The organism is Paucisalibacillus globulus, from assembly GCF_900184735.1.
GTDB lineage: Bacteria > Bacillota > Bacilli > Bacillales > Amphibacillaceae > Ornithinibacillus > Ornithinibacillus globulus_B.
Genome location: NZ_LT855387.1, coordinates 73,008 through 97,323, shown reverse-complemented (window position 1 = coordinate 97,323; position 24,316 = coordinate 73,008). Strand labels below are relative to the sequence as shown.

At 34.8% G+C, this 24,316-nt stretch carries 25 protein-coding genes and 1 riboswitch; of the genes, 23 read left to right on the top strand and 2 right to left on the bottom strand.

The window, feature by feature from the left end; translation table 11 throughout:
- The 10 genes from BN999_RS06015 (at position 1) to BN999_RS05970 (ending at position 9,510) form a co-directional block, all read left to right on the top strand.
- A complete protein-coding gene (locus BN999_RS06015) occupies positions 1-585 on the top strand; it encodes a nucleoside recognition domain-containing protein (RefSeq protein ID WP_096270499.1) in 585 nt (194 codons plus the stop codon).
- A 1-nt stretch (position 586) separates the two neighbouring features.
- Entirely contained in the window at positions 587-1,117 is a 531-nt protein-coding gene (locus tag BN999_RS06010) for a spore maturation protein (RefSeq protein ID WP_096270498.1), read from the top strand.
- A 100-nt stretch (positions 1,118-1,217) separates the two neighbouring features.
- Positions 1,218-1,961, top strand: coding sequence for a pseudouridine synthase (locus BN999_RS06005; RefSeq protein ID WP_096270497.1), 744 nt, complete (start codon positions 1,218-1,220; stop codon positions 1,959-1,961).
- Between the two features lie 51 nt (positions 1,962-2,012).
- Complete coding sequence (gene resA, locus BN999_RS06000; protein ID WP_096270496.1) at positions 2,013-2,591, top strand: thiol-disulfide oxidoreductase ResA; 579 nt, start codon at positions 2,013-2,015, stop codon at positions 2,589-2,591.
- Positions 2,592-2,608: 17 nt separating this feature from the next.
- Entirely contained in the window at positions 2,609-4,327 is a 1,719-nt protein-coding gene (gene resB, locus BN999_RS05995) for a cytochrome c biogenesis protein ResB (RefSeq protein ID WP_096270495.1), read from the top strand.
- Between the two features lie 20 nt (positions 4,328-4,347).
- Positions 4,348-5,541, top strand: coding sequence for a c-type cytochrome biogenesis protein CcsB (gene ccsB / locus BN999_RS05990; protein ID WP_096270494.1), 1,194 nt, complete (start codon positions 4,348-4,350; stop codon positions 5,539-5,541).
- A gap of 151 nt (positions 5,542-5,692) precedes the next feature.
- Positions 5,693-6,403, top strand: a complete 711-nt coding sequence (locus tag BN999_RS05985) for a response regulator transcription factor (protein ID WP_096270493.1) — start codon at positions 5,693-5,695, stop codon at positions 6,401-6,403.
- Complete coding sequence (locus BN999_RS05980; RefSeq protein ID WP_176481890.1) at positions 6,403-8,172, top strand: ATP-binding protein; 1,770 nt, start codon at positions 6,403-6,405, stop codon at positions 8,170-8,172. The genes BN999_RS05985 and BN999_RS05980 overlap by 1 nt, the downstream gene beginning before the upstream one ends.
- Before the next feature lie 47 nt (positions 8,173-8,219).
- Positions 8,220-8,399: riboswitch (cobalamin riboswitch) on the top strand.
- Positions 8,400-8,557: 158 nt separating this feature from the next.
- The gene (locus tag BN999_RS05975) at positions 8,558-8,992 is read left to right on the top strand and encodes a DUF4430 domain-containing protein (RefSeq protein WP_217988464.1); all 435 of its coding nucleotides are present in this window, start codon (positions 8,558-8,560) and stop codon (positions 8,990-8,992) included.
- A 5-nt stretch (positions 8,993-8,997) separates the two neighbouring features.
- Complete coding sequence (locus BN999_RS05970; protein WP_096270490.1) at positions 8,998-9,510, top strand: ECF transporter S component; 513 nt, start codon at positions 8,998-9,000, stop codon at positions 9,508-9,510.
- 15 nt (positions 9,511-9,525) lie between these two features.
- Here BN999_RS05970 and BN999_RS05965 read toward each other — a convergent pair whose 3' ends face one another.
- Positions 9,526-9,780, bottom strand: coding sequence for a ferredoxin (locus tag BN999_RS05965; RefSeq protein WP_096270489.1), 255 nt, complete (start codon positions 9,778-9,780; stop codon positions 9,526-9,528).
- 130 nt (positions 9,781-9,910) lie between these two features.
- Between BN999_RS05965 and BN999_RS05960 the strand changes: the two genes are divergently transcribed.
- From BN999_RS05960 to BN999_RS05925, 8 genes are all read left to right on the top strand, one after another.
- Entirely contained in the window at positions 9,911-10,969 is a 1,059-nt protein-coding gene (locus BN999_RS05960; RefSeq protein ID WP_096270488.1) for a helix-turn-helix domain-containing protein, read from the top strand.
- Positions 10,966-12,501 (top strand): RecQ family ATP-dependent DNA helicase, encoded by a 1,536-nt coding sequence (locus tag BN999_RS05955; RefSeq protein ID WP_096270487.1) that lies wholly within the window; start codon positions 10,966-10,968, stop codon positions 12,499-12,501. The genes BN999_RS05960 and BN999_RS05955 overlap by 4 nt, the downstream gene beginning before the upstream one ends.
- Positions 12,498-13,073, top strand: a complete 576-nt coding sequence (locus BN999_RS05950; RefSeq protein ID WP_096270486.1) for a CPBP family intramembrane glutamic endopeptidase — start codon at positions 12,498-12,500, stop codon at positions 13,071-13,073. Before BN999_RS05955 ends, BN999_RS05950 begins: the two co-directional genes overlap by 4 nt.
- Positions 13,074-13,400, top strand: a complete 327-nt coding sequence (locus tag BN999_RS05945; RefSeq protein ID WP_096270485.1) for a hypothetical protein — start codon at positions 13,074-13,076, stop codon at positions 13,398-13,400.
- A 248-nt stretch (positions 13,401-13,648) separates the two neighbouring features.
- The gene (locus BN999_RS05940; protein WP_096270484.1) at positions 13,649-14,230 is read left to right on the top strand and encodes a genetic competence negative regulator; all 582 of its coding nucleotides are present in this window, start codon (positions 13,649-13,651) and stop codon (positions 14,228-14,230) included.
- Between the two features lie 174 nt (positions 14,231-14,404).
- A complete protein-coding gene (locus tag BN999_RS05935; RefSeq protein ID WP_096270483.1) occupies positions 14,405-15,685 on the top strand; it encodes a Glu/Leu/Phe/Val family dehydrogenase in 1,281 nt (426 codons plus the stop codon).
- Positions 15,686-16,331: 646 nt separating this feature from the next.
- Positions 16,332-17,312 (top strand): YpdA family putative bacillithiol disulfide reductase, encoded by a 981-nt coding sequence (locus BN999_RS05930; RefSeq protein WP_096270482.1) that lies wholly within the window; start codon positions 16,332-16,334, stop codon positions 17,310-17,312.
- A gap of 24 nt (positions 17,313-17,336) precedes the next feature.
- Positions 17,337-18,392, top strand: a complete 1,056-nt coding sequence (locus tag BN999_RS05925) for an LLM class flavin-dependent oxidoreductase (protein ID WP_096270481.1) — start codon at positions 17,337-17,339, stop codon at positions 18,390-18,392.
- Positions 18,393-18,518: 126 nt separating this feature from the next.
- On the opposite strand, the gene BN999_RS05920 is transcribed toward BN999_RS05925, so the two are convergent.
- A complete protein-coding gene (locus tag BN999_RS05920) occupies positions 18,519-19,490 on the bottom strand; it encodes an asparaginase (RefSeq protein ID WP_096270480.1) in 972 nt (323 codons plus the stop codon).
- Positions 19,491-19,631: 141 nt separating this feature from the next.
- Here BN999_RS05920 and prsW point away from each other — a divergent pair, with 141 nt between their 5' ends.
- The 5 genes from prsW to cmk all read left to right on the top strand — a co-directional run bounded on the left by prsW (position 19,632) and on the right by cmk (position 24,157).
- Positions 19,632-20,267: a glutamic-type intramembrane protease PrsW gene (gene prsW, locus BN999_RS05915; protein ID WP_096270479.1), complete on the top strand. Its 636-nt coding sequence runs from the start codon at positions 19,632-19,634 to the stop codon at positions 20,265-20,267.
- A gap of 152 nt (positions 20,268-20,419) precedes the next feature.
- Positions 20,420-21,313 (top strand): spore cortex-lytic enzyme, encoded by an 894-nt coding sequence (gene sleB / locus BN999_RS05910; protein WP_096270478.1) that lies wholly within the window; start codon positions 20,420-20,422, stop codon positions 21,311-21,313.
- A 12-nt stretch (positions 21,314-21,325) separates the two neighbouring features.
- On the top strand, positions 21,326-22,666 hold the full coding sequence (gene ypeB, locus BN999_RS05905; RefSeq protein ID WP_096270477.1) for a germination protein YpeB: 1,341 nt from the start codon (positions 21,326-21,328) through the stop codon (positions 22,664-22,666).
- Between the two features lie 93 nt (positions 22,667-22,759).
- On the top strand, positions 22,760-23,422 hold the full coding sequence (locus BN999_RS05900; RefSeq protein ID WP_096270476.1) for a flagellar brake protein: 663 nt from the start codon (positions 22,760-22,762) through the stop codon (positions 23,420-23,422).
- 63 nt (positions 23,423-23,485) lie between these two features.
- A complete protein-coding gene (cmk, locus tag BN999_RS05895) occupies positions 23,486-24,157 on the top strand; it encodes a (d)CMP kinase (protein ID WP_096270475.1) in 672 nt (223 codons plus the stop codon).
- The last annotated feature ends 159 nt before the right edge of the window (positions 24,158-24,316 follow it).

Sequence of the window (24,316 nt, the reverse complement as noted above, 5' to 3'; positions counted from 1 at the left end):
ATGGTTAATTTAATCTGGGCTTTTATGGCAATCATTGGAATAGTATATGCAATGTTTAATGGCACGATGGAAGAAGTAAACAAGGCTGTATTTGAAAGTGCGAATGAAGCGGTTACTTTATCAATTGGACTTATAAGTGTATTAGTATTTTGGCTAGGAATTATGAGAATTGCGGAGGAAGCAGGACTATTAAGAGGGTTAGCAAAGATCTTTCGACCAGTTGTTGTTAGACTTTTCCCTGATATTCCAAAAGATCACCCTGCAATTGGTTATATACTTTCTAACATAACAGCTAATATGTTCGGTTTAGGTAATGCTGCCACACCAATGGGGATTAAAGCAATGGAACAAATGAAAAAACTAAGTGGTTCTGATGAAGCATCAAGGTCAATGATTACGTTTCTTGCAATTAATACTTCTAGTTTGACACTTATCCCGACTACAGTCATTGCTATTCGTATGCAATATGATTCCATGTCTCCAACTGAGATTGTAGGCACGACTATTATCGCAACATTAATTGGGACAATGAGCGCGATTCTTATAGATAGACTTTTCTATTATCAAAGTACACGGAGGAAGTAATATGGTCTTCATTACACAAGTAAGTTTGTGGATTATCCCATTATTCATAATGGTTGTCTTGTTAGTAGGAACCTGGAAAAGGGTTCCTTCTTATGAATTATTTGTAGAGGGAGGCAAAGAGGGGGTTAAAATGGCCTTTTCTTTACTTCCCTTTTTAGTAGGAATGATTGTTGCAATTTCAATATTCCGCAGTTCAGGAGCACTTGATGCCATAATTGGACTCATTTCTCCGGTGTTATTATTTTTCGGAGTACCACCCGAAATAGTCCCTTTAGCTCTTATTAAACCCATTTCGGGATCTGCTGCATTAGGTGTCACAACCGAGCTTATTGCAACACATGGTCCTGATTCCTTTATAGGTAGGCTAGCCTCAACCATGCAAGGGAGTACAGATACAACGCTTTATATTTTAACTGTGTATTTTGGTGCTATTGGAATACGTAAAATGGGTTACGCGCTTAAGGTTGGACTTTTAGCTGATTTAGTTGCTATAATAGCAGCAATCGTAATTGTTACTTTAGTTTTTAGTTAGGTAATTTAGTACACTAACTACTATAATAATGCTTTTATGTAGCGTTACCAAAAGGTTAACGCTATTATTATGTTAAAATAAGGTTGAAAATGGTGATATTATGTCGAATACACATGAACGCTTACAAAAAGTAATTGCTGCCAGTGGTGTAACTTCAAGAAGAAAAGCAGAGAAGCTAATTGAAGAAGGTAAAGTGAAAGTTAATAATAAAGTCGTAACAGAATTAGGAACTAAAGTTGGTCCTGATGATAAGATTGAGGTAGATGGCATCCAACTGGAAAAAGAACCTCCTGTATATTATCTCTTTTATAAACCTAGAGGCGTTATCTCTAGTGTGCAAGATGATAAAGGAAGAAAAGTTGTTACGGATTTTTTCCCTGAAATTGCTGAACGTATTTATCCAATTGGAAGATTAGATTATGATACTTCTGGAATTTTGCTTTTAACTAATGATGGGGAATTTGCAAATATGGTTATGCATCCGAGACATGGCGTGGAAAAGGTTTATGTAACGAAAATAAAAGGTATACCATCCAAAATGGAGTTGTCTAAGCTTAAAAAGGGTGTAAAGGATAAAAATGAAATTCTAAAAGTGGTCAAACATAATGTTCTATCCACTGATAGAAAGAAAAATACAGCTATATTAGAATTAACATTACAAGAAGGTAAAAATAGACATGTGCGACGGATGATGGAACAACTAGGTTATCCAGTCTTAAAGTTAAAACGTGAGAGATACGGAATGCTAACTCTGGATGGTTTACGAGTAGGGGAGTATCGTAAGTTAACGCCAAAAGAAGTAAAACAAATGATAAACCTCGCTTCACAAATTGTTGAAGATTAGACAAAATTTCATTGACCAAATAATGGTATAATTGGTCGGGGAGTGGTGAGTGTGAGTATTGAGCATGCAAAAGAAAAGAAAAAAAATAAAAGAAAAAACAGATTAATTTTTAGATCTGTTATTTTAGCATTGTTGCTACTTGCTGTAGTGTATGCACTTGTAACCAACATTACTGCAGATAAAACAATTTATAGAGCGGGAGATAAGGCACCTGATTTTCAATTAACTCAAGTAAATAAACATAACGAAATAGAGAAAGTAAGATTAAGTGATTACCAAGGAAAAGGTGTTATGCTAAATTTCTGGGGAACTTGGTGTGAACCTTGTAAAGATGAAATGCCCTATATGCAAGCTCTTTACCCAGAATATCAAGAAAAAGGTGTGGAGATTATTGCTGTAAGTCTTGATGCTACGGAATTTGTTGTAGATAAATTTATTGAACAGTATGAATTGACTTTTCCAATACCACACGATACAAAAGATCAGGTTCGTGACTTATATAAAATTGGTCCAATTCCTAGTACATTTTTTATCAGTCCCGAGGGAGAAATTGTTGAAATTGTAGAGGGTGCTCTTTCACTCGAAAGATTAGAGGAGTATTTAAAACAAATTCAGCCAACTGAATCATAAATCAGAGAGGGATATTCATGAAACATATAAAATGTGAATGTGGCCATGTGAATCCAGAGGGAACAGTCCTATGTGAAGCATGTGGGAAACCTATAGAGCAGAATCAACATATTGATGGTAACGATAAAAAGAAATTATTAAATATGCGTTATGAGGGTAGCGCAAGAAGATCAACTACATTTAACAAAACTATTGTCGATAAGGTGTGGAACTTTTTCTCTTCTGTTAAAGTTGCCGTTTGGCTTATTGTCATTGCTTTAATTGCATCAGGAATTGGAACAATCTTACCACTTGAACAATACATACCTGCTGATGCTATTTCGCGTGATCCGGCCATATTTTATCCGGAAACCTATGGTCTCTTTGGGAAGATATTCTATCAATTAGGTTTTCATAACCTATACAGTTCTTGGTGGTACTTAATCTTGATTGCCCTAATCGGAGTATCATTAGTTATCTGTAGTATTGACCGATTCGTACCGTTATACAGAGCATTAAAGCTACAAAAAGCAAAGCGCCATGAATCTTTTATAAATAGACAACGTTTGTATAGTGAAACCCCCAATGTGACCGCCGAAGAAGTTCTAACAGTTAAAGAACGTCTTGCAAAAAAACGTTATCGCCTCAAAGAGGAAGATAATCATATTGTTGCTGAAAAAGGTAGATTCTCTAGATGGGGACCATATGTTAACCATATTGGTCTTATTATCATTCTTGTCGCAGCTTTAATTCGGACGATACCATTCTTTTATATGTCTGATTATGTGTGGGTTCGGGAAGGTGAAATGCGAGTAGTTCCTGGAACAAATGGCGAATATTATATTGAAAATCATGAGTTTATACTTGATACATATGCTGAGGATGATGAGCGATTTAAAGATGCAATTGCTAAACAAGGTATGATTATACCGAGTAATTTCCAGACTAACGCTACCATCTATAAAGCAGGGGATGCAGAGGTTCTAGGAGCTGAGGAAGATCATGAAAAGATAGGTGATTTTCAAATCAGCATGAACAAACCTGCGAAGTTTGGGGGATATACCCTCTATCAACAAGGATATCAATTAAATGAATTCTCTAAAATGACATTCAAGGTTTATGAGATGAATGACCCTGAAGCCGAAGCATTAGGAGAATTTACTATTGATTTGTTTGATTTAAAATCAGAGTATGAACTTGAAAATGGAATTATTGTAGAAGTATCAGAATACTATCCTGATTATAGTTTGGCTGAAAACGGAGTGACCTCAAAAACAAATGAATCTAATAACCCTGCTTTTATCTTTAATTTACAATCACCGGGAAATGAAAATACAGAGACAAGTTTTGTTGGTGATGTGATTGGTTCAGCAGAAAAATTAGGAATCGACACTTCTGTAGTTGAACTTAAGCCAATGGCTAATGTTATTGGCACATTCGCTGCAACTGTACCAGGTTCTGAAGAAAATCAGTTCAAAATATTAATTGATTCTATTCAATTTGACCGTAAGAGTGGTCTAAGTGTGAAAAGAGATTATACCTTACCATTTTTTGTAATCGGGGCAATAATATTTATGATTGGTGTCATACAAGGAATGTATTGGCAACATCGTAGAGTTTGGATTCACCCTAAAAAGAACGGCATTTTATTAGCTGGTCATACAAATAAAAATTGGTTTGGGCTTAAGAAAGATATAGAGAAAGCAATCGAAGGAACTTCCATAAAGATGGTCGAGGATCAGAAGGAAGATGAATAGTCGTTCAAGGAGGACAACTCATGCAGAGTTTAATAGAGACGAGTAGTACGATGCTCTTTACAGCATTCATACTTTACTTAGTCGCAACGTTTTTTTTCGGTTTTACAATTAAAGATAAGACAAGCAAAAACAAAAAATCTGGCATTACTGGTAAATTAGCAATTACACTTACGATAATTGGACTAATTGCTCAAATTGTTTACTTTATTACCAGGTGGATGGCTTCAGGCCATGCACCTGTTAGTAATATGTTCGAGTTTGTAACATTCTTAGGAATGTGTTTAGTATTAGCTTTTATTATTCTCTGGTTTATTTATAAATTAAATATGCTTGGACTCTTCGCATTACCAATTGCAATGATTTTTATTGCATATGCGAGTGTATTCCCAACAGAGATTGCACCACTTGTACCATCTTTGAAAAGCCATTGGTTGTACATTCATGTAACAACTGTTGCTTTAGGGTCTGGTATTTTATTTATTAGTTTCGTTGCTGGTTTAATATACTTAATTCGTGAGGTAGATCAGAAGGAGAAGACCAAACGTACAACATCACTTGAGGGTGTTTTGTATATTATATTCCTAATTATAGGTTTTGTAGTTATTTCATCCGTATTTGGTGCTTTGAATTATAATGCAACCTTTGAATATGATTTAAATGGTAAGACAACACAGACTGAATATCATTTACCAGCAATTGCTGCACCTTTTGAGGGGGCCTTATTAACTGATAATGTGATGGAACCATGGTTTGATACTCCTGAATGGATGCATGGTGCTGACGCTGGAAGGAAGTTTAATAGTGTTATTTGGTCGTTTATAATTGGTACACTTTTATATGCACTAGCTAGATTAGTGCTAAGAAAGCGCATAAGTGCTGCAATGCAACCATTGCTTAAAAACGTTAAACCAGACTTAGTGGACGAGATTAATTATCGTTCAGTTGCAATTGGTTTTCCGGTATTTACTTTAGGTGGTTTAATCTTCGCTTCAATTTGGGCTCAAGAAGCATGGGGACGCTTTTGGGGTTGGGATCCAAAAGAAGTATGGGCGCTAATTACATGGTTCTTCTATGCAGCATACTTACACTTACGACTATCACGAGGCTGGCACGGTGAAAAATCTGCTTGGCTTGCCGTAATAGGTTTTGGTATTATCCTATTCAACCTTATCGTAGTAAACCTGGTATTAGCAGGATTACACTCTTACGCTTAGATTGAAGTAAGTAGGTCATTGTAGGTAAAAAAGTCAATAAAATATCTTTAATTAAAACATGACATTTTTCGCACAAATGTCATGTTTTCTTATACAATTTAATCCGCTTGGTTTATACTGAAATTAACAAGTAGTATAAGGGGGAGCATTCATGGAAACAAGAGTACTTGTTGTTGATGACGAGGAAAGAATCCGCCGACTAATACGTATGTATTTAGAACGGGAAGACTTTATTGTTGAAGAAGCCGAAAATGGTGCAGAAGGACTTAATTTGGCTTTAGAGAATAATTATGATGTTATTCTTTTAGATATTATGATGCCTGAAATGGATGGTATTGAAGTTTGTGAAGAACTTCGCAAAGAAAAGAATACACCCGTAATCATGCTCACAGCAAAAGGCGAAGAAACAAACCGTGTTCAAGGATTTGAGGTTGGAACAGATGATTATATCGTAAAGCCATTCAGTCCTAGAGAAGTGGTATTACGTGTAAAGGCACTGTTACGAAGAACTGGCTCATCTAAAAATCCAGATGTTAATACACAAACAAGAGATTTATTAGTTTTTCCACATTTAACCATTGACCACGATGCACATCGAGTAACAGCTGATGGAGAAGAAGTAGCTCTGACTCCAAAAGAATATGAACTACTTTGTTACTTAGCGAAATCTCCTGATAAAGTATTTAACCGTGAACAGTTACTTAAAGATGTATGGCAATATGAATTTTTTGGTGATTTACGAACGGTAGATACCCATGTTAAACGATTACGTGAAAAATTAAATAGTGTCTCCAAAAAAGCTGCTAAAATGATTGTTACAGTTTGGGGAGTCGGCTATAAATTTGAGGTAGATGATGAATAATGTTTTGGCGTAGTGTAGTTGGGAAACTAGCAGTTACTATTTTATTGCTAGTTTCTTTTGTCTTATTTGTATTAACCATATTTTTATTAGAGTTCTTTGAAAACTTTCACCTACAAGAGGCTGAAGAGGATTTATTACAAACTGCAACGAAGGTATCCGTTATGCTGGAAACTCATGAAGATGAATCTATTATTCATGAAACAACAGAGCGAGTAAAGGATCCTGCTAGCAAAGTGGTTATTAAGTTTTCTAATGGTGAAGTTTGGAGTTCCAATACTGATGATGAAGATTTATTAAACATAAATGAAAAGTGGTTTAATGACCATGCAAAAACTCAAGAATTTCTAGCTTTAAACGACCCATTAAAAAAACAAATCGAAATTCCTAATCAGGAAGTTGGAGTAATGTTAGTCGGAACTTCTGTACCGGATTCGGATGCTGGAGTATTTGTCTTCCAGTCCCTTTCCATTGTTGATAAAACAAAAGCAGAAACTACAAAGATTATTTTGGGAGCCGCAGCAGTATCCATTGTCCTGACAACTATTTTTGCCTTCTTTTTATCAACGAGGATAACTTCTCCACTTATTAAGATGAGAGAAGCTGCTTTTGACTTAACTCGTGGGGAGTTCAATACTAAGGTTCCTATTTTGACGCATGATGAAATCGGAGAATTAGCAATAGCATTTAACCATATGGGAAGACAGCTTAAATTCCATATTAATGCTTTGCGCCAAGAAAAAGAGCAACTTTCAAGTATTGTGAATTCAATGGCAGATGGTGTGTTTACTCTAAGTAGAAGTGGGGAGATTATTGCAACCAATCAGCCAGCTGAGATGTTCATTGAAGATTGGTACTTCGAAAAAAATATCACCCAAATAGATGGCACGCGGAAGCTTCCAAAAGAATTATATGATTTTCTCCAACAGGTAATTGCAGGGGAAAAAGAGGTTATGGAGGAAATAACCTTGCAGGGGAGAACCTGGGTAATGATTATGACTCCACTCTATGATCAATCGTATATACGTGGTGCTGTTGCAGTTATTCGTGATATGACAGAAGAAAGAAGACTGGATAAACTACGCAAAGATTTTATTGCAAATGTATCACATGAATTACGTACGCCGATCGCTATGTTACAGGGATATAGTGAAGCAATAGTTGATGATGTAGCAGAGAGTAAAGAAGAAAAAAACGAGCTAGCACAAATTATTTATGAAGAGTCATTAAGATTAAGTCGCTTGGTAAATGAACTGTTAGATTTAGCAAGTATGGAAGCGGGTCATCTAACACTAAATAAAGAAAATGTAGAAGTTAGCCCATATATAGAGAGGATTTATCGAAAATTCAAAGGGATTGCCGAAGATAATCGCATTGACTTAACGCTGACAAAAACTATCGATGAGCAACATGCATATTTTGACCCGGATCGTATTGAACAAGTATTTACTAACTTAATTGATAATGCAATTCGTCACACTAATGAAAACGGCTTTGTAAGAGTTATTGTTATCAATGATAGAGATGGTTTCACTGTTTCTGTTGAAGATAGTGGAAGTGGTATTCCGGAAGAGGATTTACCATTTGTATTCGAACGTTTTTACAAGGCAGATAAGTCTAGAATAAGAAACAAAAATGTAAAAGGTACTGGTCTTGGATTGTCCATAGCCAAAAACATTATCACAGGACATAAAGGGACTATATCGGTGAAAAGTAAATTAGATATAGGGACTACATTTAACTTTATGTTACCAAGAGAAGAAACTAAATAAACCTTGTTTTTATATAATTGTGTGTTACTATATTTATTAGAATTGAATACAAATTTAATGATATGGGTGTAATTTTACTTAAAAGGGAATCTAGTGAAAATCTAGAACTGTCCTCGCAACTGTAAATGATTACGAAATAAGCGGTACCACTGTAGATCAATCTATGGGAAGGGCTTAAAGTAGGTTTAGTCATAAGTCAGTAGACCTGCCTGTGTCATTTGTATCAATTATCCCGAGGATAGGACGATTGAGGCATTCTACTACATCTAAAAGTATCTTTGCTTTTTTATTGTCTTTAGATTGTCCCAAGAGTTAACCAGTTACGGGGTTAGCTCTTTTTTTGTTCACCTGTTCTCTATTTATTACATAATTGGAGGAGAGAATGATGAAGTCATTATTATTTAAATTTTTAACTGTTTTGACTGTTTTAACTCTATTAGTAGCTTGTGGGAATGAGGATTCATCAAGTAATGCTAAGCAAAATCAAGAAGATAATACTTCTACTAATGAAACAAATGAACAACAAGAGGAAACAAGTATTACTGTAACTCTAACAAAAGATAAAGAAGCCGAAACATTAGAAGAGAAAGAAGTTGTCATTGAAGAAGGGGATATCTTATTAGATGTGATGAAAGAGAACTTTGACATTGAAGAAAAAGAACCTGGTTATATCATGGCTATTGATGGGTTTATTGCTGATGAAGCGGAATCCATGTTTTGGGCTCTTTCTATAAATGGTGAAATGTCTATGGTTGGTGCAAGTGAAGTAGAATTGGAAGATGGGGACATTGTCAATTTTGATCTTCAGTCATGGGAATGATTTAGTTGAATATCTATAAAATTACTTTACTAGCTTTACTTGCAACATTAGCTGTAGTTGGACGAATTGCTATAAGTTTTATACCAAACGTTCAACCCGTAACCTCAGTTATTATTTTATGTGGGCTATTTTTGGGTCCATTTGCTGGTATAATTTTAGCTATACTAGTAACATTTGTATCCAATATGATATTAGGAACTGGAATTTGGACCATTTGGCAGATTATATCCTGGGGTATCATAGCGGTAATAAGTGGAATAATGGGTAAGACGATTAAACATATTCCATTCTATGTCATCGTTATTTTTTCCATTTTTTGTGGGTATTTCTATGGATTTATTGTTTCACTAACGAATTACCAAATAACGGGACAAGGATTTTTGGCTTATTATTTGGTTGGATTACCATTTGATACCAATCATGCTATTGGTAATGCAGTGTTCATGTTACTCTTTTATCCAACCATATCGTTTATCTTTAAAAAGTATATCAAGAACCATTTGAACACCAACGAATGAGTTGGTGTTCAACTATTAATCCTCGTATTTGGTTGGATTACCGTTAAAAGGGTTTACTGCGATTTTGATAGAATCACTCGGACACCCCTCATAGGCGTCAAGTACGTCATCCTCTAAGTTTTCGGGTATTTCCATATTACCGGTATTATCATCTATTGTAACAAAGGCAAGGCCTTCCTCGTTATAATCAAAAACAAATGGACATGCTACCCCACAAGCACCACACGCAATACAAGTTTCCTGATCAACAATGGTATATTTAACTCTCATTAATTTGTTTCCCCTTATTTTTCATACTGTAAAAAATCTGGTGCTATATCTATTTTAAAGTGAAAAAAGATATAATTCAACCTATCTTAAATGATATGATAGAAGTAGGTTAAGATAAGGAGCATTATCTATGTATGTAGAGGGAATAATCCTAGACTGTTTATATAAAATCAAGATTAATAGATCTATCTATGGAATATACCACCTTCTTACAGGGAAGAAGTCTATTCAATCTGTACATGATGCAAGGATATTTCAACTGGAAAAATACTACGGAGTTTATTTAACTCTGACAAGAGAGCATTTTATGCATATTATTGATGATATGGTAAAAGACGGTGCGCTAACTGAGGGTGATGACGAATTATATTTTGTCACCGATGCGGGAAAGAATAGACTTGCTGTTTTTCAAAGTACTACCATTTATAAATACTTGAATGGACTTTCATTTTCTGCTATGGAGAGGCATTTTAGAGACAGACTTTATTTATTAGTCCAAACCTATTCCAACATTTTAGTCAATAATTATTCATTTATACCAGTTATCGATTCTCAAGAAATAACAAAATGGGTGAAAGACTTTTATCGCCGCCACTATCAATCCAATACTCCTGATAGACTTTATCTGGAACTCCATCAATTATTGTCTTCATTACCAAAAAAAGAAGCAGACATTTTTGTTGATAGGTTAAGTGGGTATCAGTATTATGGGTTGAGTATGGATCAACTAGCATTAAAATATAAATTAAGTAAAGATGATATAACTATATATTTAACTGGAATAACTCACGAACTCATTAAACTAGTTGGACAACAAAAAGAAATTTATCCTATCTTGAGCCAATTAATGAAGGGGTTTGAACAGCAGAAGTTTATAACGAACACAGCAAATCAAACATATCAGCTTTTACAGAGACAATTTAGTTTAGAAATGATAGGGCAAATACGAAATTTAAAATTGAATACAATTTACGACCATATTGTTGAAATAGCATTATACGATAGTAACTTTCAAATAGACTATTACGTTACAAAGCAAGAACAAGAAGAAATTATTGATGCAATCCAGAAGAATAATACATTTAAGTTGAAGACAATTAAAGAGAGTTGTGATTCATCAATTAGTTATTTTCAAATTAGACTAGTACTAGCTAGGTTAAAGGAGCTCATGCCGGGGGAAATCTCATGACTAATAAACTTTCGTTAGAAGAAGAATTGGAAACATATTTTGGATATTCTACCTTTAGGCTTGGTCAAAAGGAAATTATCTCCGACGTATTAAATGGGAACGATGTTTTAGGAATTCTTCCAACAGGCACTGGAAAATCCATATGTTATCAATTGCCTGCTCGTATGTTGGAGGGTACAACTATAGTCGTTTCTCCGCTTATCTCCTTGATGATGGATCAAGTGAAGGAATTAAAGGCAATGAACTTTAAAGAAGTAATCGCCCTTAATAGTTTTTTAGATTACGATAAGAGGAAGAGAATTTTTAAAAATTTAAATCAATACAAACTAATTTATGTTTCACCAGAAATGTTGCAACAAAAGGAATTACAATTCTATTTGAAAAACATTTCCATATCTCTGTTTGTAATAGATGAAGCGCATTGTATCTCCCAGTGGGGCCATGAGTTTCGTCCTGATTACCAAAAATTAAAAAGTGTTATTAACGAACTAGGTGATCCACCAGTGCTTGCTTTAAGTGCAACAGCTACAAAGGAAGTTCAAGATGATATTATCCATTCTCTTGACCGGTCCATAATAAGGCATATCTACCCAATGGATCGTAGTAATATCTCATTATCCATTCAAGAAGTTATAAATAATGATGAGAAGTTAGACATAATAACTAGCATCTTATCGGTGCATAAAGTACCTTCACTTATCTATTTTTCTAGTAAGAATGCTGCTGAGAATGTCTCCCATTTGCTTTCAGAAAGACTACCTGAACATCGTATTGCCTTTTACCATGGTGGTATGGAACAAATGGATCGAGTCGCCATTCAGCAACAATTTATGAATAATCAAATTGATATTATTTGTTGTACAAGTGCGTTTGGTATGGGAATAAATAAAAATAACATTCGTTTTGTATTCCATTATCATTTTCCAGGTCAAATAGAATCATATATCCAAGAAATTGGTAGGGCAGGTAGAGATGGTAATCAGAGTATTAGTATACTTTTATACAGTCGACAAGATTCATTCCTACCACAAAAAATGATAGATAGTGAATTGCCATCAGATGATGATTTGATTCGTGTTAAACAATTAATCATAAGATATCAAAACGAAAATAAAATTTTCCCAGTAGAATTAACTGAGATTCAAGCAATGTTTGGATTAAGTGAAGTACAATGGCGTTTTATTTCTTCTCAACTAGAAAAACATGGCATAAAGGTTGAAAATGGTATAAAATATGATGAAAGTAAAGTTGACGAAACATTTCAACAGATAAAGTATCTTCGTGATGAACGCTTATATTTAAAACAATCCAAGTTAAAAGATATGATGAATTGGATACAGTTAAAGACTTGTTTGAGATCAGGTCTCTACACGAATTTTCAAAGTGGATATACTAGTGTAGAAGAATTTTGTTGTAGTAATTGCGGTATTGATTTGCGAGAATTTAAACCAAAGCAAACAACACCCCTCATACAGCCGTCAACATGGGAAAAGAAACTAAGGCGTTTATTAGTAGTAGGAGATTTTGAATGAAACAAAGTGAAATAATAGAACAATTAACGGATCACGAACTTAGAAAGTCAGTAATTTATTCTCAGATTCTGTTTTTAATCATTTCGCTATTAGTTAGTTTTTTACTATTTGATAGCTTGGAAGAGTGGACAAGTTTATTTCACTTAGACATGAAAGAAATTGTTTATTTTGGGTTCTTTTCGGGAATCATCATTGTAGTTGTTGACCTCATAATGATCTCCTTATTACCTAAAAGTTTATATGATGATGGTGGAATAAATAAACGAATCTTCTCTGGTATGTCTCTTCCTAACATTTTTTTCCTGACACTACTAATCGCAGTCTCTGAGGAATTACTATTTCGAGGAGTAATACAAACTACATTTGGTTATATGATTGCAAGTATTAGTTTTGCTTTCGTTCATTTTAGATATTTAAATAAACCAGTTCTATTAATTTCAATCATATTCGTAAGTTTTCTGATTGGATATATGTATGAACATACAGGTAATCTACTTGTCACGATAACATCACATTTTATTGTGGACTTCTTATTAGGGTTAGTTATTCGTTATAAGATATGGGGTGACTAAATGGAAGAGATAAAATCAGAAAGTAATGATCAAGCAAAAGAATTACGAGAACTTCTTCAAGATGTAAACAACAATAGTTTAAAAGTGAATGACCGAAGTAATAATCAGCAAGATTATGTTATGGAAGAGAATTTAGAGAACCAGGTTACAACCGAAGAAAAAATGGTCAATGTATTAAATCTTCCTCCAAGAAAAGAAATACACAGTCAAAAGAAAAATAGAACACACTTAAAAATAAGTAAACCATTTCTTAGGTTATTTTTTGTCTTGTTCTTATTACTAATAGTTTTATGGTTGCTGTTATTCTATGGTGACGTGATATATTAATGAATTATTATCTACAACAATTTTAATGTACTTATAGATAAACATACAAAAGGGCCAGAATACACACATTCAGCGTATTCTGGCCCAGACTACAAATAAGCAACTTAAAGTTAATAAGAATAGGGTTGTATATCGTTCAACAATTTCAAAAATAGCATATACTAATAAAAAGAATGTTAACCGTTTTAGGTCGAAATGGGTCATTTTAGATTTTTTGGTTTTATTTGTTATTTTGAGGAGGATGCTATGTGCGTATCGAAAGGGTGTCCAGTAGTCAATTTACAATATTTTTGACGTTTGACGATCTGGTAGAACGGGGATTTAACAAAGAGGAATTCTTATCGGATGCTTCAAGCATCCAAAATCTCTTCACAGATGTAATGTATGAAGCAAGTTCGGAGCTTGGTTTTGAGCTTGAGGGGAAATTATACGTACAGGTTTATTTAATGCAAGCACAGGGAATGCATGTCATTGTGACTCAAAACTTTGATAATATAGATTGGGATGAGGATTTCATTGAAATGAAAGTGACACTTGATGAAAGCAAAGAATTAATTTTTTCATTTGATGATTTCGAAAACGTTATTCAAGTAACTTCCTATTTAAATACTCTCGCCATAGATGGTGGGCAAATATTTCACATGGGGAATCGATATTATATGTTGCTTAGACGGGATGAATTAAATGGCAATAATAAAGAAAATATAATAGCTTTAATGTCTGAATTTGCTAGCCCAAGTATTGTTACCTCTTATCGATTAAAAGAATATGGTAAAGTTATTATTAAGAAAAATGCAATACAAACCATTATGAAAGCTTTTATCGAATAGGGATTATTTTTGTGAAATACAGTAAAAAAAATCTAAATTTCCAAGATGTTATAAAGCGCTTTCATTTTTTGTAACTTTATAAGGGTTTTGTATTGCATATTTGTATTTAAAGTGTATACTAATCTCTGAGAATAGCTATTATAAATATTTATTAGTTCTTTAGGAGGTAAATTCATGGTGGCCGAAAAAGCAGCAGATACTACCAAAGAGAGAAATAATCAATTGGATGTTCTTAGTTCAACTCAAGCTACGATTAAAAACGCACTGGAGAAATTGGGTTACCCTGATGAAGTTTATGAGTTATTAAAAGAGCCACTTCGTATGATGACGGTTAGAATTCCTGTACGAATGGATGACGGTTCAACAAAGATCTTTACTGGATATCGTGCTCAACATAATGATGCAGTTGGACCAACAAAAGGGGGAATTAGATTCCACCCAGATGTTACCGAAAAAGAAGTAAAGGCTTTGTCCATTTGGATGAGTTTAAAAGCAGGTATTGTTGACCTACCATATGGTGGAGGTAAAGGTGGCATTATCTGTGATCCACGTGAAATGTCATTCCGTGAATTAGAAGCACTGAGCCGTGGATATGTAAGAGCAATTAGTCAAATTGTTGGCCCAACAAAAGATATCCCTGCTCCAGATGTATTCACAAACTCACAAATTATGGCATGGATGATGGATGAATACAGCAGAATGGATGAATTTAATAGCCCAGGTTTCATCACAGGTAAACCTATTGTTCTAGGGGGATCCCATGGTAGAGAATCTGCAACGGCAAAAGGTGTTACAATCTGTATTAATGAAGCAGCTAAAAAGCGTAATTTAAGCGTTAAAGGTGCTAAAGTAATTGTTCAAGGGTTTGGAAATGCTGGTAGTTTCTTATCCAAATTCTTACACGATGAAGGTGCAATTGTAGTAGGTATTTCTGATGCATACGGTGCACTTTACGATCCTGAAGGATTAGATATTGATTATTTACTTGATCGTCGTGATAGTTTTGGTACAGTAACGAAATTATTTAATAATACTCTTACTAATAAAGAATTATTAGAAAGTGAATGTGATATCTTAGTTCCAGCAGCTGTAGAAAACCAAATTACGAAGGAAAATGCACACAATATTAAAGCGTCTATAGTTGTAGAAGCAGCAAATGGACCAACAACAACTGAAGCCACAAAAATCTTAACTGAAAGAGGAATTTTATTAGTACCAGACGTACTTGCCTCTGCTGGTGGTGTAACAGTTTCTTACTTCGAATGGGTTCAAAATAACCAAGGATATTATTGGACTGAGGAAGAAATCGAAGAAAAACTACTTCAAACAATGGTTAAGTCCTTCAATACTATTTATGACACAGCACATAATCGTAAAGTTGACATGCGACTAGCTGCCTATATGGTCGGAGTTAGAAAAATGGCTGAGGCTTCACGATTCCGTGGTTGGGTTTAAGGATAGAAAACTGGATAAAACTACACAAAACTCTTATCATAGATTATGGTAAGAGTTTTTTATTTTTGTCTGTTCAAAAAGGTTATTACAGTAGCAAGTTACTATAAACTAAATTATGACTGTTTTCTAAGGGACTGTTGTTAATTTATAATTTATTAGAAACTGTGCGGTAAAGTACTATTAACACTCATAATTAAAAGGAGATAGTGGAACGATTACCGCTCCGGCAGAATACTCCGCTTTCCGCGGGCGGCTGGTGAGCCTCCTCGTGCTATCGCACTGCGGGGTCTCACCTATGCCTATCCTCCCGCAGGAGTCTCCGTATTCTGCCTACGCTAGTGAATTCATCTATTGAGAGGTGTCTGCTATTAGTTGATCATCTATAATAAATATTCGGAGTATTAAATTGACACACATTCTAGCGAAGGAAAAACACGAAGACTCCTGCGGGAATAGCACGTGTCCGAAGACCCCGCAGAGGTGAACTTTCCTCGAGGAGGCTGAGGCCGGGCCCGCGGAAAGCGTAGTGTTTTTCCGTAGCGGGTATGATGCTCTATCCAAAATGCTTATTTACCGCGCAGTTTCTATCAACTAATGGCAACAACTATTTCGAAAACGGTGTATTTTATAAAGGATGTGCGAGAAAATGCAGAAAGAGAAAGTCATCATAATTGGTGCAGGTCCTTGTGGCCTAGCAAGTGCCATTGCGTTAAAAAAACAAGGAATAAACGCATTACTAATTGAAAAAGGAAATATCGTTAATTCGATATATAATTACCCAACCCATCAAACTTTTTTTAGTTCTAGTGAAAAACTTGAAATTGGAGATATCCCATTTATTACAGAGAAACAAAAACCAGTAAGAAATCAAGCTTTAGCATATTATCGTAATGTTGCTGAGAGGATGGATCTCCGTGTTCAAGCCTTTGAGAAAGTAACTTCGATAAAAAAGATAGACAATGAATTTAGAATAGAGACGGAAAAATTTTCAGGAGAAAAATTAGGATATCTTGCGAATCATGTCATCATTGCAACTGGATACTATGATCAACCAAACTATATGAATATCCCTGGCGAAAATTTACCTAAAGTGATGCATTATTTTAAAGAAGGTCATCCGTATTATAATAAAAACGTTGTAGTTATCGGAGGTAAGAATTCTGCAGTTGATGCAGCATTAGAACTTCATAAAGCAGGGGCTAAGATAACGGTACTATATCGGGGAGATAGTTATTCAAAGAGCATAAAACCTTGGATATTACCTGATTTCGATTCGCTAGTGCGTAAAGATATTATTTTAATGGAATTTAATGCTATAGTAACTCAAATAACCAATGAATATGTTTATTATCAAGTTCATGGAAAAGAAAAAAGACTGGATAATGATTTTGTATTTGCCATGACTGGTTATCGTCCCAACTTTGATCTAATTAAGGAAATAGGTGTGCAATTTAATGAAGAGAATGGTAAGCCAATTTATAATGAAGAAACCTACGAAACAAATATTAGTAATGTGTTTGTAGCAGGGGTTGTCGCAGCAGGTAATAATAACAATGAAATTTTTATTGAAAATGGAAGATTTCATGGTAGCAAAATAGCTAAAACAATCGCAAGTAGAATTGACTAATGGAATAGGGAGAGAAGGATAGCGATGGAATTAGGTATTACGACTTTTGTTGAAACTACCCCTGATGTTCAGACAGGTAAAGTAATCAGTCATGCTGAAAGAATTCGAGAAGTTGTAGAGGAAATTATCTTAGCAGATGAGGTTGGTCTTGATGTATTCGGTGTAGGTGAGCATCACCGTAAAGATTATGCTTCTTCAGCACCCGCCGTTTTATTAGCTGCTGCAGCAGCTCGTACAAAACAAATCAGATTAACCAGTGCTGTAACCGTACTCTCATCAGACGACCCAGTTCGTGTGTATGAGGAATTTGCTACTGTTGATGCAATATCAAATGGTCGTGCGGAGATTATGGCTGGAAGAGGTTCGTTTATAGAGTCCTTTCCATTATTCGGATACGACTTAAAGAACTATCATGAATTATTTGATGAAAAATTAGAACTGCTATTAAAAATACGTGAATCAGAAATTGTTAGCTGGGAGGGTAAACATAGGCCGTCGATACATAATCGAGGAATATACCCTCGCCCCGTACAGGATCCGATTCCGGTATGGATAGCAAGTGGTGGTACACCTGAATCGGTTGTACGTGCAGGGATACTAGGACTTCCGCTGGTTCTAGCAATTATTGGTGGAAGTCCATTGCAATTTGCACCACTAGTGGATCTATATAAAAGAGCTGCAACTGAGGCTGGGCATGATCCTTCAAAACTAGCTGTAGCATCACATTCACATGGTTTTGTTGCAGATAGTGTAGGAGAGGCGGTTGAGAAGTTCTTCCCTCCAACACAGCAAGCAATGAATGTGCTTGCAAGAGAACGTGGTTGGGCTCCCTACACTAAACAAACCTTTGACGAAGCACGTAGTCTAGAAGGTGCTTTATATGTCGGTGATGTAGAAACCGTAGCCGAAAAAATTATTTTTCTAAGAAAGAATGTTGGGATAAATAGATTTATGTTACATGTACCAGTTGGGTCTATGCCACACAAAGAAGTTATGCGTGCTATTGAGTTGTTTGGAAAAGAAGTTGCTCCGATAGTAAGGCAAGAAGTGCTCCAATGGGAAAAGGAGAATGAATTCTAAAAGGTAATTTAAGCCGTCAAAGATTCTGTTTAGCTAGGAAAGGGTACCATTCATAAATAGAGAGTGGGACATGACTTAAAATGGCAATATTTTTTCCATAATAAGTTATGTCCCCGTTAATAACGGTTAAAACTCTTTCTCGAAAATGTCACGTAATACAAAATGATCAGTGGTATTTTCAAGTGCAATTAATAATTTTAACCTTGCCTTCGGTCCTGTTAAGCCATTCGTAAATATAACCCCCATTTCCTTCAGTTGTTTACCACCACCTTCATAGGCGTAAGTAGGACCAACAGTTCCGCGAAAGCTTCTCGAAACCAACACAATTGGTATGTTTTTATTAATTAATTTCCGTATGGCAGGTATTGTTTCTTTTGGTAAATTGCCTTGCCCAAGCCCCTCAATTACTAACCCATCTGGTTTGCCTTCAATAATGATGTCGAATAACTTACTATCCATTCCAGCATAAGCTTTTAATAAAAAAACATGTTTTGAGATGTTATTGACTGGATAAGTTGTTCTTGCCATTAGTTGATGATGAAAGATTATAGACTCCTTTGTAATGATCCCGATAGGACCATATTGAGGACTTTGAAAAGTAGCAATATTACTAGTAGAAGTCTTAGTAACATTAATCGCACTATGGATTTCATCATTCATGACAACAAGTACGCCTTTTGAATAAGAATCAGAAGAAAGAACTACACGTACTGAACTAATTAGATTATATAGAGCATCAGATCCAATCTCATTGCTTGAACGCATAGCACCAGTTAAAATAACTGGTTTTTCAGTGTCTAAAACTAAATCTAAAAAATAAGCTGTTTCTTCTAACGTATCCGTACCATGGGTTACAACTATACCATCATATTCAACAAGAAATTTATCAATAGTTTTTGCAAGGTCAAGCATATGCAGTGGTGTGATATGTGGTGATGGTAGAGAAAATGCAATATGCTCATCTATCAGTACATTTGCGCCAAAATTATATGGAATATTGGATAATGGATGAGTTTCTGTCGTATTTACTTCACCTGTATCTTTATTTTCCAACATGGAAATGGTTCCACCTGTATGAATAATAATTATCCTTTTCAAATAATACACCTTCTTTTATTTTTTCATGTATTTAAGATATTCTCTTTCTTTTGCAGGACTCACTTTTTCTTTTAATTAATGTATTTTCAATCATGAATTAAAATGGTACGATTGATTTAGGTCAAAGGGGAAGGTATTATTATGCTGGGAATTATTTCTGCTGGGGTTGCACCTGCGCTCGCACTAATGTCGTTCTTTTATCTGAAGGATAAAATAACCGAGCCAATCCCATTAATTATTCGAACGTTTATATATGGTTGCCTACTTGTTTTTCCAATTATGTTTATCCAATATGCGTTTACTAGTGACCAAATAGGAAATCTATTTGTACAATCATTTTTTATTGTTGCATTCTTGGAAGAGTTTTTTAAATGGTTTATATTCCTATATGTAATTTATCAACATACGGAGTTTGATGCTCATTATGATGGAATCGTTTATGCCGTATCTATTAGTTTAGGTTTTGCTACAATAGAAAATATTCTCTACTTATTAGTTAATGGAATCGAATATGCTTTTAGTAGAGCTGTTTTTCCTGTTTCCTCACATGCCTTATTTGGTGTTATTATGGGTTACTATTTTGGTAAGGCAAAAATGAATGAAGAACAGAGAATTAAAAATATTGGATTAGCATTAGTTATCCCTATATCTCTACATGGACTTTATAATTATATTTTAGGTTCTGTAGGAGAAAACTGGGCATTATTTGTCATTCCGTTTATGATAATTCTCTGGTTTTTTGGATTACATCGTATGAAAATAGCAAATACAAATTAATATCAATTTCCTAGAAAAAGAGGCTATTATAGTCTCTTTTTTTATGTCTTTTTGAAGATTTATTATCCCGATTCAAGATTAGTATGCATAAATTAGGTGTTTCATCGAAAAATAGATACTACTAGATAACCAAGAAAGTGAGAGGTATCAACATGACAATAAAAAAACACATCTTCATCATTATTATATGTCTAGTAGCTATAGGACTTCAAGAAACTTATAATCCTAATGAAGTAGATGCCTTTACGAATCAAATTATTCAACGTGGTTCCACGGGTGATGATGTTATCGAACTACAAGCTAGATTACAGTATATCGGTTATTACAAGGGCAAGATTGACGGCGTCTTTGGATGGGGCACTTACTGGGCACTCCGTAACTTCCAAAAAGACTTTGGACTTGACATCGATGGGCTAGCAGGTTTGAAAACGAGACAAAAGTTGGTGGATGCAAGTAAATTTGATGGTAAATGGGTCCACACACAAATTGCTCAAGGAAATGATTTTACGTATTATGGCGGAACACCATTATCAGAGCAAACTCGTTCGAAAAAGAGTAGTAGTGGAAAGGGTAGTTCTGGAGGTGGTGGTAAAGCTGCGCCGCCACAACAAGGGGCTCAGAATACTGCAAATAACAATAATGAAGCCAAAACAGAAAGAACGACAACAGCTGTAAATGTGCCACAAGGTTTCTCGCAAAATGATATTGACTTAATGGCTAATGCTGTACATGGAGAAGCAAGAGGTGAACCATACGAAGGGCAAGTTGCAGTAGCGGCAGTAATACTTAATCGTGTGGAAAGCTCTAGCTTTCCTAATACAGTTGCCGGGGTGATATTTGAACCTAGGGCCTTCACTGCTGTTGCGGATGGTCAAATATGGTTAACACCTAATGAGAAAGCTAAGGAAGCGGTCTTGGATGCTATTAATGGATGGGATCCTACAGGAAATGCAATCTATTACTTCAACCCTGATACTGCAACATCTAGCTGGATATGGGGTAGACCGCAAATTAAACGTATTGGGAAGCATATCTTTTGTAAATAGAGGTGAATTATTATGTTGCGTTGGATAGCAATTATTGTGTTAGCAGTAGGGGTAGCTGGAACTGCCGCCTGGGGCTATATGGAACACCAAGAAAAAAATGCAATTCTAATTCAAGCAGAGAATACGTATCAAAGAGCCTTCCATGAATTAACCTATAATATTGATTTAATGCATGATAAAATTGGTACCGCTATTGCAATGAATTCGAGAGAACGATTATCACCACAACTTGCTGAGATTTGGCGATTAACATCAGATTCTTTATCTAATGTTGGACAACTTCCATTGACGTTATTACCATTTAATAAGACGGAGGAGTTTTTGTCTGATATCGGTGAATTTACCTATCGTACGGCTATTCGTGATTTAAAAAAGGACCCTTTATCGGATAAAGAATTAGAAACACTAGAAAATTTATATACGCAAGCTGGTGAAATAAAGGATGAGCTTAGGCAAGTACAACATACGGCAATGGAGAATAATTTGCGTTGGATGGATGTTCAATTAGCATTGGCGACAGAGGACGAAAAAGCAGATAATACAATAATTGATGGTTTTAAAACGGTTGAGAAGAAGATAGAAGGTTTTGCGGAAGGTAATATAGATTCATCAATTTCAGGCACTTCATCTGAAGATCATAAATATGAAAATGTAACTGGAACTAAAATTGATGAAGAAAAAGCACTAGAGTATAGTAGAGATTTATTTAATATTAAACAAAAACAGGACTTAAGGATTACTGGTACTGGAGATGGTGCAGATATTCCACTTTATAGTATATCCTATAATGATGGAGATAAGAGTGCATATCTAGATCTTACCCAACAAGGTGGACACCCAATCACATTACTAGTAGACAGAGCCGTTAAAGAAAAGACTATTAGTTTAAACGATGGGTTTAAGAAGGCTGAAGAATATATTGAAAAGCATAAGTTTGAAGATATGGAACTACTCAATAGTAGCGAATATGGAAATGTAGGTATTTATACATTCATCTACAATCAAAATGGGGTTAGAGTATTTTCGGATGCTATTGAGGTTAAGGTTGCTCTAGATAATGGTGATATTCTAGGCTTGACAGCAAATAATTATTATCTAAACCATCATAAACGAGAAATTCCAGAACCAACTCTAAGTTCTGAAGAGGCACGAGATTTTGTAAATCCTAATGTAGATATACAGGAAGAATATTTAGCGGTGATATCAAATGACTTAGGTGAAGAAGTGCTAACATATGAATTTTTAGGCATATTAGGGGATGACACGTATCGCATTTTTATTAATGCTAAAGATGGAACAGAAGAAAAAGTAGAGAAACTTAACGGAAAAGAAATAAATTATGCAGGTATTTAGATAGGGAAAGGCTTTTGCCCTTTCCCTTTTTTTGTTTTTTTGTGATAATGATACTAGTAACTTTTACTTCAAAGAGATTTATGGGGGATAAATATGAAGATTGGGGATTTTTTAATCATCGAAACTTATGGATTTGATTATGATTCTGTAGAGAAATTTCGTAGTAAAATAATCGATAAAAATAGTAAATATGTGTACGTGGATTATCCTGTCCATGTTAAGACAAAGAAAACAACTGGATCTTTTCGAATAGGAACAAAAGTGATGGCCGAATATCTTGGTGAAGACCAATCTGTTTACCGTTTTAGAACGGAAATAATAGATAAGAGAAATGGAAAAATACCAACTCTTGCCTTACAGTTACCAAATGAGGACCAAATACAAAGAATTCAAAGAAGACAATACGTACGTGTAGAAACTGCTGCAGATGTTGCAATACATAGTATTGAAAATAAATCGATGCCCTTTTCAACTGTAACCCTCGATTTAAGTGGCGGTGGTCTTTCTATTATCGTTCCTAATGGTTCTCGTTTATCGGACGGTGATAAATTAAGCATACATCTAGTGCTTCCTATGCAATCTGGTGAATATCACTACCTTGAGTTACAAGGGGAGGTAGTGCGCTTTATTGAGAAAGAGTCTGCAGCAAACATAGCATCTATTAAATTTATAGAACTTAGTGAACAAGATATACAAATTATTATCCGTTATTGTTTTGAAAAACAAAGAGAAGCGAGACAAAAGGAACTTCAATAGTAAAGGTAAAAATGGTATTATATTAAAGCAAGTTGGATTGACAATGAGAGGAAGATTTACTAAATGACAAATAAGATTGCTATAGCTATTGATGGCCCGGCTGCAGCTGGTAAGAGCACAGTAGCAAAAATTGTAGCGAATAAATTACATTACATCTACATTGATACTGGTGCAATGTACCGTGCTATTACTTTAAAAGCTTTGGAGAAAATGATAGATGTTAACGATGAAGAAGAACTAGTAAATTTACTAGAATCGACAGAGATTACTTTAATTCAAAGTGAAGAAGGACAACGTGTTTTACTCGACAATGAAGATGTAACCTTGAAAATACGTTCTAAAGAAGTGACAAATAATGTCTCTTATGTAGCGCAACATCCAAAAGTAAGAGCTGATATGGTAGGTAGACAACAAAAATTGGCCGATAAACGTGGAGTCGTGATGGACGGACGTGACATTGGTACCAAAGTCATCCCGGATGCAGAAGTGAAGATTTTTCTTGTAGCATCAGTTGAAGAAAGAGCAAAAAGAAGACATGCAGAAAATATAAATAAAGGTTTTCCATCAAATTTAGAAGAATTGAAAAAAGAAATTGAAAAACGAGACCATATTGATTCAGAGAGAGCTGCTTCTCCTCTAGTTAAAGCGGATGATGCTATTGAAATTGATACTACATCTCTTTCCATTGAGGGAGTTGCAAATCGAATACTCGCTGAAGTGAATAAATTTAACTAATCTTAGTAGTATAAGAAATAGATTTTTTCATTTGTTACAGTAATTTTATAGTAATAATTACTTGACAAATATTTGTAAATATTAGAAGTTATAAAAAGAGAGTTTTTTCTGAATTTAGTAGACGGATCAAACATATAAAAAATTTCCGTTTTTACATGT